Origin of the sequence: Syntrophotalea sp. (assembly GCF_050253115.1) — a bacterium.
GTDB lineage: Bacteria > Desulfobacterota > Desulfuromonadia > Desulfuromonadales > Syntrophotaleaceae > Syntrophotalea > Syntrophotalea acetylenica.
In genome coordinates, this window is sequence record NZ_JBFWJQ010000112.1 from 1 (window position 1) to 8082 (window position 8082).

Sequence of the window (8082 nt, forward strand, 5' to 3'; positions counted from 1 at the left end):
GATGCCGAAGTCACAATCATTCAAAAAGCGCCGGAAATGTCCATGGCTTCCTGCGGTTACCCTTACTATGTGGGCGGGGTTTTCGATAACCGTAACGCCTTGCTGAGCACGCCGTACGGAGAAGTTCGGGACCCGCATTTTTTCGTTCACACCAAGGGCGTGAAGGCCCGCACCTTGACCGAAGCCGTGTCTATTGATCGGGAAGGTCGCACGGTTCGCTGTCGCGATCTGCACAGTGGCGATCTGGATGATGTGCCCTACGACAAGCTGATTCTCGCCACCGGAGCCAGACCGCGAAAGCCTCCGATCCCGGGAGTCGATCTTGTCGGCGTGACCACCTTGCAATCGATGAAAGACGCCGATTTTCTGAGAAGGATTCGGGACGACAAGTCCATTACCAAGGCCGTGGTTATCGGCGGAGGTCTCATCGGCATCGAAACCTGTGAAGCCCTGCAGTTGTCCGGCATCGATATAACCGTCATCGAGATGTTGCCCCAGATTCTGATGTTTCTCGATTGGGAACTGGCCAAGATCCTTGAAAACCATGTCCGCAGTAATGCCGCCAACGTCATCACCGATGTCAAGGTTGCGGGGTTTGTCGGGGAGAATGGCCAACTGACCGGCGTAAAACTCGAGAACGGCACTGAACTGCCCTGTCACCTGGCGGTACTTGCCATTGGCGTCATTCCCAATACCGACCTGGCGCGAGATGCCGGTCTGGATATCGGACAGACCGGCGGCATTGCTGTCGATGAATTTATGCAGACATCCGACCCGCATATCTATGCGGTTGGCGATTGCGTTGAACTCGTGCATCGCATCACCGGCAAGAAAACCCGCGCTCCGTTTGGCGACCTGGCCAATCTGGAGGGGCGCGTGGCCGGTGAAAATGCGGTGTTGGGCAATCAGGTCACGTTTCCCGGGACATTGCATACCGGCATCTGTAAGGTTTTCGATTTTTCAGCCGGTTCGACCGGCTTGTCCGAATTGCGAGCCCGCCAGGAAGGGTATGAAAATGTGGTCACGGTCATCAATGCCAGCCTGGACAAGCCCGAATTCATGGGCGCCAAGCTTCTGATATCCAAGATGGTGGTTGATGGAAATACAGGCAAAATTCTCGGGGTCCAGTGCGTTGGACCCGGCGATGTTGCCAAACAGATCGCGACGGCCGCCATGGCTCTGCATGGGAAACTGACCGTCGCCGATGTCGTCAATGCGGATTTGCCGTATGCGCCGCCGTTTTCATTGCCGATCGACCATTTCATCGCCACCGCGCATTTGATGGAAAACAAGCTCAAGGGCCGATTGAAGAGCATGTCTCCAATTGAACTGAAAAAAAACCTGGATGCCGGTAAAGATCCTTTTATCCTCGACGTGCGGACTCCCGATGAGTTCGAGGCCGTGCGCATCGGCATTGGAGAAACCCTGATTCCCATAGGCGAGCTCAGGCATCGGTTCGAGGATTTACCGGAAGACAGAGACAGGGAAATCGTTTGTTTCTGCAAGATCTCCCTGCGTGGCTACGAGGCGGCCCTGGTGCTGGAGTCCGTGGGTTGGCGCAATGTCAAAGTGCTGGAAGGGGGCGTTATGGCCTGGCCTTTCGGCCGCGAAAAATAGTGAATGTCCGTCCGGAAGCAACTCCGGATGATGCAAGTTGCCCTGGGCAGCGGCTGTCCGCAGCGGCCGCTGCCCGATTCCATCGCACCTGGCCGGGGATGCCCACCTGAATATATCGCGGCCTGAGTGCAGCGGATGAGCGTTTCTGTCTTTCCTTTCTCCGATATTATTTGAGCCGGCCCCTGTTCCGATCAGAACCATTCCCCCCCCATGTTCATAACGACTCCCCTTGCTTGCAACGGGTACCGGCGTGTTATATGCAGAACTGGTCGGTTGCACTCCACGGGGCATGCGATGTATGGTATGTTGCAAAGATAAAAACCATGCCGTGTCCAGGCCGGTTGTCGGATAGGGCGTGGTTGTCCCGTGGGGATTTTTCATAGTGCCTGCCTGCCATGATGCGTCGGTTTCGCCGAAATTTTGATGATATTTCAAGGCGTTGCATCATGGGAAGTAATTATCTGTCATGGGGTTGTTTCCATCGTTTGGCTTTTCCGGAAGAGGAAAAAGAATGAAATATAAAAAATCCTGGTTTTGTCTGCTTGCGGCTGTGCTGTTGTTTGCTGTCACCATGTCCTGGTCAGGCCTGGCATCCCAGCAGATTTCTCCCGATGCCGGTCATTTGAGAGGCAAGCTTTTAACCCATTTGATCCGGCAGCAGATGACTGTCAATCATTTCAGCCATAAACCCCTGGATGACAAAATTTCTCAGGCGGCCTTCGATCTTTACATTCAGCAGCTTGATTTTCAGAAAAGGTTTCTGTTGGAATCGGATATTCAGCAGCTGTCCTTGTACCGCAACAGGATCGACGATGATATAGTACGTGGAAATCTTGAGCTTCATAAAACCGGTGCTCGTCTTCTGAGGATAAGAGTTAATTTCGTCATGAATATGATTGACGATCTTTTAAATAAAAAATTTGATTTCAACAAAAAAGATCAAATTGAAACAGACCCTGAGAAAATCGATTACGCTAAAAATTCTGTCGATCTTAAGAGACGCTGGGAAAAAATCCTGAAATATCAGGTATTGATGCGCTACGTACAATTTCTGGAAGAGCGCACTGGATCTGGAAAAAATACGGCTGCGAACGAAGGGAAGGTCGATAAGATCCTTCTGAATGAAGCCGTTCAGAAGGTGCGGCGAAGCACCCATCATCTTCTGGGCAGGCTACTGGAAGAAACCGAGCAGGATCATTTCGAACGTTTTCTCAATGCTTATGTCCGCGCTTACGACCCCCACTCGGCCTATCTGGCACCCGATGCCCTCGAGGATTTTGAAATCTACATGAAGGGTTCGCTGGAAGGCATCGGCGCCACCCTGCGGGAGGACGATGGATTCATCCGGGTGGTTGAGATCATCCCGGGCAGTCCCGCCGCCAGACAGGGACAACTCGCGGCGGAGGATATCATTCTTAAAGTCGGAGAGGGTGACCGGGAACCGGTGGACGTCACGGAAACACGGTTGCGCGACGCGGTGCGTCTGATACGCGGCAAAAAGGGCACGGTGGTTCGCCTCACCGTTCGCAAGCCGACCGGACGGGAACAGATTATCCGCCTTGTCCGTGATGTCGTGGAAATCGAAGAAGGATTTGCCAAGAGCACGACGCTTCCCGTCCCGGGTAAAACCGGAAAACACTATGGTTACTTGCGCATTCCTTCGTTCTATCGCGACTTTTCCGAAACCCGCGACGGCCAGTCCGCCCGCAACGTTACCGATGACGTGCGCAGGGAACTTCAGCTCCTGGTTAAAAAGGGGATCGATGGACTGGTTCTGGATTTGCGTGACAATGGCGGCGGGTCCCTGTCGGATGCCATTGACATTGCAGGTCTTTTTATACCCAAGGGTCCCGTGGTGCAGGTCAAGGACAGTGAAGGGGAGGTGCGGGTTTATGAAGACGAGGACCCCGGTATCGTTTACGGCGGGCCGCTTGTGGTGCTGGTCAATCGCTTCAGTGCTTCGGCTTCGGAAATTCTCGCGGGCGCCATTCAGGATTATGGCCGTGGGGTTATCGTCGGCGGCGGCGGGACCCACGGTAAAGGCACCGTTCAGGCCATTTTTGATATGGATCAGCCATTGGCCTATGGTCCCCTGCAAAAGCTTGCGCCTCTTGGGGCCTTGAAGGTGACTGTGCAGAAATTCTACCGTATCAGCGGCGGATCCACCCAGGTGAAGGGGGTGGTGCCGGATATCCAGTTGCCGGACCGCCTGGCGTTTCTGGAAACAGGGGAAAAGTTCATCGAGTATGCACTGCCCTGGGATACGACCCGGCGGGTCTCCTTCAAACGCTGGGCCCAGGCTCCCGAGGTTGCCACGCTCCGCCATTTAAGCGCTCAGCGGGTCGAAAAAGGGCACCGTTTCGATGCCGTTGTCGCTGAAACCCGGCGCAATGCACAGCGGAGCAGGGCGACCTTGCGCTCGCTCAATCTCAACAGCGTTCTTCGGGAACGAACGGCGTTGCAGGAGCGTGGGCTTGAAGCCGAAACGGCGGACCATGAGGTGGAGGCCCCGCTCGAACATTTTTCCGGAAAGCATCTTGAAGAGAAGGTCGCGCAGGATCTGTACGTTCAGGAGAGTATCGCGGTGCTCGGCGATCTGCGCAACCAGCTTGCCGGGCACGATTGTACCTTGGCTGGTGCCCTGTCTTCCCGATGATGCTTTCATGTCGCTGAAGAGATGTCGACGTTACTGGTGTAACGCCCGGGTGGTCTGATTATTGCTTGGCTTGATGATATGAAATGGATACCGGCCGGGTCGCGCCTGCGTGGATCGGCCGGCGACAGATTTTCTGCAGGCTTAAAGTGGAAATATCGAGGGAATCTGATTTACTTCTGTCATATGTGAAATTTTCAAGGAGGCATGCATGAGAAAAATTACCCTTTATCTGACTGTAACCGTCCTCGCCGCCGCACTTTCCGGGTGCTGTGCCTGCAATAAGGCCGATTGGCCCCAGGAGCCGATTCTCGGGCACATGAGCGTGCCCCAGAAAAAAGCCTATCTGAAAAACGTCAGGCAGAATCTCAAGGTTTTTCGTCTTACCGCCAAGGAACTGGACACCCACAGGAGACTGACTCCGCAAGAGGCGCAATCCCCCTGCGAAGGCCAGGAATTCCGTTGTGAAGTTCAGAAGTACATTGAAGTTTACGCGATGCCCGTCATTCAGGACGAGGAGGCCCGCGAGCATGTGGAAACGCGCCTCGAAGTAGCGAAAGTCAATCTTCTGAGTGCTTATGCCTATGAGGAAACAGGGCAGGACAGTCGCGCCCGCGGCCTTCTGCGGATCTTCAACAAGCGCTATAAAACGGATCCTGCCATTCAGAATGCGGTCATCGATCCGACGGAAATGGGTTTCTCCCGTCTGGCCGAGGGCGCTTCCAAGCTTGAAGCCAAATTGTTCGCGCCCTGATATCACTGGGTTTGGATCAATCGAGAATTCTTTTAGAGGTGATTTTTATGGCAGGCCAAGAGAGTATTTTTAACGTCGTATCCAATGGCATCATCGATGTGCTTACCTATACTATCAACAGCTATTCCGGCCTGTTGCAGATTCTGGTGTATTTGATAATGGCCAGTATTTTCGGTTTTGCCCTGGTCAAATCCTATCAATCCTTCAGGGCGCTTTCCTTCTATGATTTCAGCAAAGTGAAAAGCCGGCGTTCCCTGCATCATTTGACAGCCGACATAAAGATGCCGCTGGCGTTGCTCGCCGCTTCATTTTTTGTCCGCACCAAATTACATTACGAGCAGGAACAGCAACGCGGCACCGTGGACAAGGTTATCCCCCCCGATGCCTTTATCCGCGATGCGGCGTTTCAGTTCAGTGAACGCTATTTTGAGGAAAAATTTCTCGAGCCCGTGGCGATGATGGCCAATCTGATGCCGCCCATGGGGTTCATCGGCACCATTATCGGCATGGTCGTGCACTTTCTCGCAAATTCCGGAACCCTCAATACGGAAATAACCGTAGCCGGCATTGCGACGGCTCTTTATACCACCTTTATTGCTCTGATCTGTTTTACCTTTCTGGAATTCCTGCGCAAAGTATTTTATGCCCTGGCGCATCGGCGCATCGATGAAGGTCTGTCTGCCATAACTCTTTTGGCGGATGATGTTCCTGGCGACCGGGGCTAGGTGGCTGTCATGAAAATGAAAAACGGTCATACCTGGCTCTTTTCCTTCACCGATCTGGCGTTTCTGCTTTTGATCAGCCTGAGCCTGATTCCAAGCGCACCGGACAATATCACCATTAAACTGGCGGAAATGGATGTGCCCAGTGTGCCGGAACACGAGCAGATGGCCCCCCTGGCAAATGTTCGGGAACTCTGGGAGTTGCAGGTGTATGCGGTGTCTGACCAACGTCCTGTCCCGTATCGTCTTGTCAGGGCAGGGGTTGGCAAGAGCGCTTCCGCCCAGGATGTAAAGGTGCTGACCCGCGAAGAGCTGCTGCCGGCCATCGAGGCCCTCAAACAACGCAATTTGCGGCCGATTCTTCTGCCTGAAAAGAACTCTCTGAGTCAGGATTTTCTTTATGCCGCCGGTGTTATCGCCAAAGTCTGGACGAACGGAAGTCGAACCATCGTGCAGGTCGATCCTGACGAGGAAGACGCGTTGCCATGATGATTCTGAAGGAAAGTCTCTATGGATGGGGAGTGTGCAACATCCCCCAACCGCGTGCCACGCTGGATGTTTTTGCCGATCGCAGAAACAACGCAGCCGCCGCGCCGGTCGAGCGTCGCAGCCCGGGATCGGCAACGGGGTTCTGGTCTATATGGGTTGAGTTGGCAAGGCGTGATTTTCCCCTTGGGCAACTTGCCGGGGTGATCGGAGGGGCGCTCGCCATGATTCTTTTTATGGCCTGGGCCAGTTTTTATCTGCCTGTTGCCGAACCGATCCCGCAGCCCTCCGTCGAGATCCTCGCCAGAGTGCCCGAGATGCCCGTGGCTCCGCAGGAGCGCGCTCCCGATGCGCCTGTGCCTCCGCCGGTAAGTCGCGACCGTGTGCTGGCCGCGACTCCGCCCGTGCCACAGGTTGCCCCACCGCCGAAGGCCGTGGTGCCGCCCCGCAAAGTCGCTCTTTCCGCGCCCCCCAAGGTGAACATCATACCGAGAAAGGTGTCCCGGGAGCCGGTTCTGCCCGGTCCTGAAAAAGTGGTCCGTTCCTATCGCGACGCCGCCGTTGCTGCGGGGCCCATGCCGTCTTCGCAGCCCGCCACCCGTTTTGAAATGACGTCTCGCCAAGGGCCGCTCGTTGCATCCACCGATGTGGGTGAGCGATATCGGGGAGATTCACCAGCAAAGTCTTCGGCCATGCCCGTTTCACGCCGGGCGCGTTTATCTGCCGGTAACACCACGGAGGTCGATCTTCCTCAAACCGCCATGGCCACCCGCAATTTCAGCATGACGCGTTCTTCTCAAACTCTCAGGGGCAGCGGCAGTTCAAGCTCCTTTGCGCCCCGTGGCCATGCCGATGACATATCCCTCGGCTCGCATTCCGGCATTCGAGGGGGGGGAAGGGCAAATGTAGCGCCGTCATCCGGATTTGAAGGATTGCCTTCGGGAGCATCCCGCAATGCGAGTTCAAGGATCGGTACTATGGGTGGCGGCAAGGATGTCGATATCCCGGTGCTTGCCGGCCTGGGGGCGGCTTCCGGATTGCCCGGAGGGAACGCAGTTTCGTCTGTTGCCCCCGCGGGTGACGGGAATGCTTCGAGCGGGCTGAAGTTTGATGGTGTCGGCGACGGTCATTATGATCCGGCGCGCATGATCAGCCTGAATCAGCTCAAGGCCTGTATCGATCCCGATGCGGAATTCAATCTCAAGGCATCCCTGGCGACCGCCCTGGACACCGATGGACGCTGTGCTGTCCGAAATATGGTGTTCTTTTTCAAACATCCTGAAAACGGTTATACCCTGCAAGTCGATGTATATAATCCCGATAATTTTGTCGATCGATGCGACGCTCTTCGCGCGGCCATCCGATGCGTAAATCCTTAGTAGCGAGGCTAGCTCAATGAAATCAATCAAATCTGCAATCGTTGTCGGAGTGCTGTTGTTGCTGCCAGCCATGGCCGGCGCAACGCAGTGGGGAAACCTGCTGGATGTTGCCTACCGTTTCAGTTGGTACCCAAAAAGCGACCTGCAAGGCCTGTTACAGGAAAAAGGCAGGGAGCACGGTCAAGATCTGAAAAGTTACCGAGATGGCCTGTTGGACAGCCTCACGACCGGCACGGGGCCCGACGGGCGTCTGCGGCAGGACGCTCTGCTCACGGCAAAACCCCTGGCCGATTACTATCGTCTCGCCCTGGCGGAATTCTGTCTCTATCTGGCCAGCGACGATACGGTGCATCTGGACAATGCCGAAATGGTACTGTCCGTCTATCCCGAAAAACAACCCAGGGGTGAAGTTGTTTTCTGGAAGCATCTGATTGCCGCCTACCGGGACATGACGGCTAAAGACAGCCGCCA

7 protein-coding genes are annotated in these 8082 nt (G+C 55.0%); all 7 read left to right on the forward strand.

Annotated elements, in window-relative coordinates; all coding sequences use genetic code 11:
* Positions 1-1617: FAD-dependent oxidoreductase (locus AB7E65_RS10680; RefSeq protein ID WP_428745867.1), on the forward strand; the 1617-nt coding region annotated here is incomplete at its 5' end.
* A 511-nt stretch (positions 1618-2128) separates the two neighbouring features.
* Positions 2129-4273, forward strand: a complete 2145-nt coding sequence (locus tag AB7E65_RS10685) for a carboxy terminal-processing peptidase (RefSeq protein ID WP_428745868.1) — start codon at positions 2129-2131, stop codon at positions 4271-4273.
* Between the two features lie 208 nt (positions 4274-4481).
* Positions 4482-5024, forward strand: coding sequence for a hypothetical protein (locus AB7E65_RS10690; RefSeq protein WP_428745869.1), 543 nt, complete (start codon positions 4482-4484; stop codon positions 5022-5024).
* Positions 5025-5071: 47 nt separating this feature from the next.
* Positions 5072-5749 carry a MotA/TolQ/ExbB proton channel family protein gene (locus AB7E65_RS10695; RefSeq protein ID WP_428745870.1) on the forward strand — a complete coding sequence of 226 codons (678 nt, stop codon included), beginning with the start codon at positions 5072-5074 and terminating at the stop codon, positions 5747-5749.
* 9 nt (positions 5750-5758) lie between these two features.
* A complete protein-coding gene (locus AB7E65_RS10700) occupies positions 5759-6235 on the forward strand; it encodes a hypothetical protein (RefSeq protein ID WP_072287660.1) in 477 nt (158 codons plus the stop codon).
* Positions 6232-7611 (forward strand): hypothetical protein, encoded by a 1380-nt coding sequence (locus tag AB7E65_RS10705; RefSeq protein ID WP_320361092.1) that lies wholly within the window; start codon positions 6232-6234, stop codon positions 7609-7611. The genes AB7E65_RS10700 and AB7E65_RS10705 overlap by 4 nt, the downstream gene beginning before the upstream one ends.
* A gap of 16 nt (positions 7612-7627) precedes the next feature.
* Positions 7628-8082: hypothetical protein (locus AB7E65_RS10710; RefSeq protein WP_428745871.1), on the forward strand; the 455-nt coding region annotated here is incomplete at its 3' end.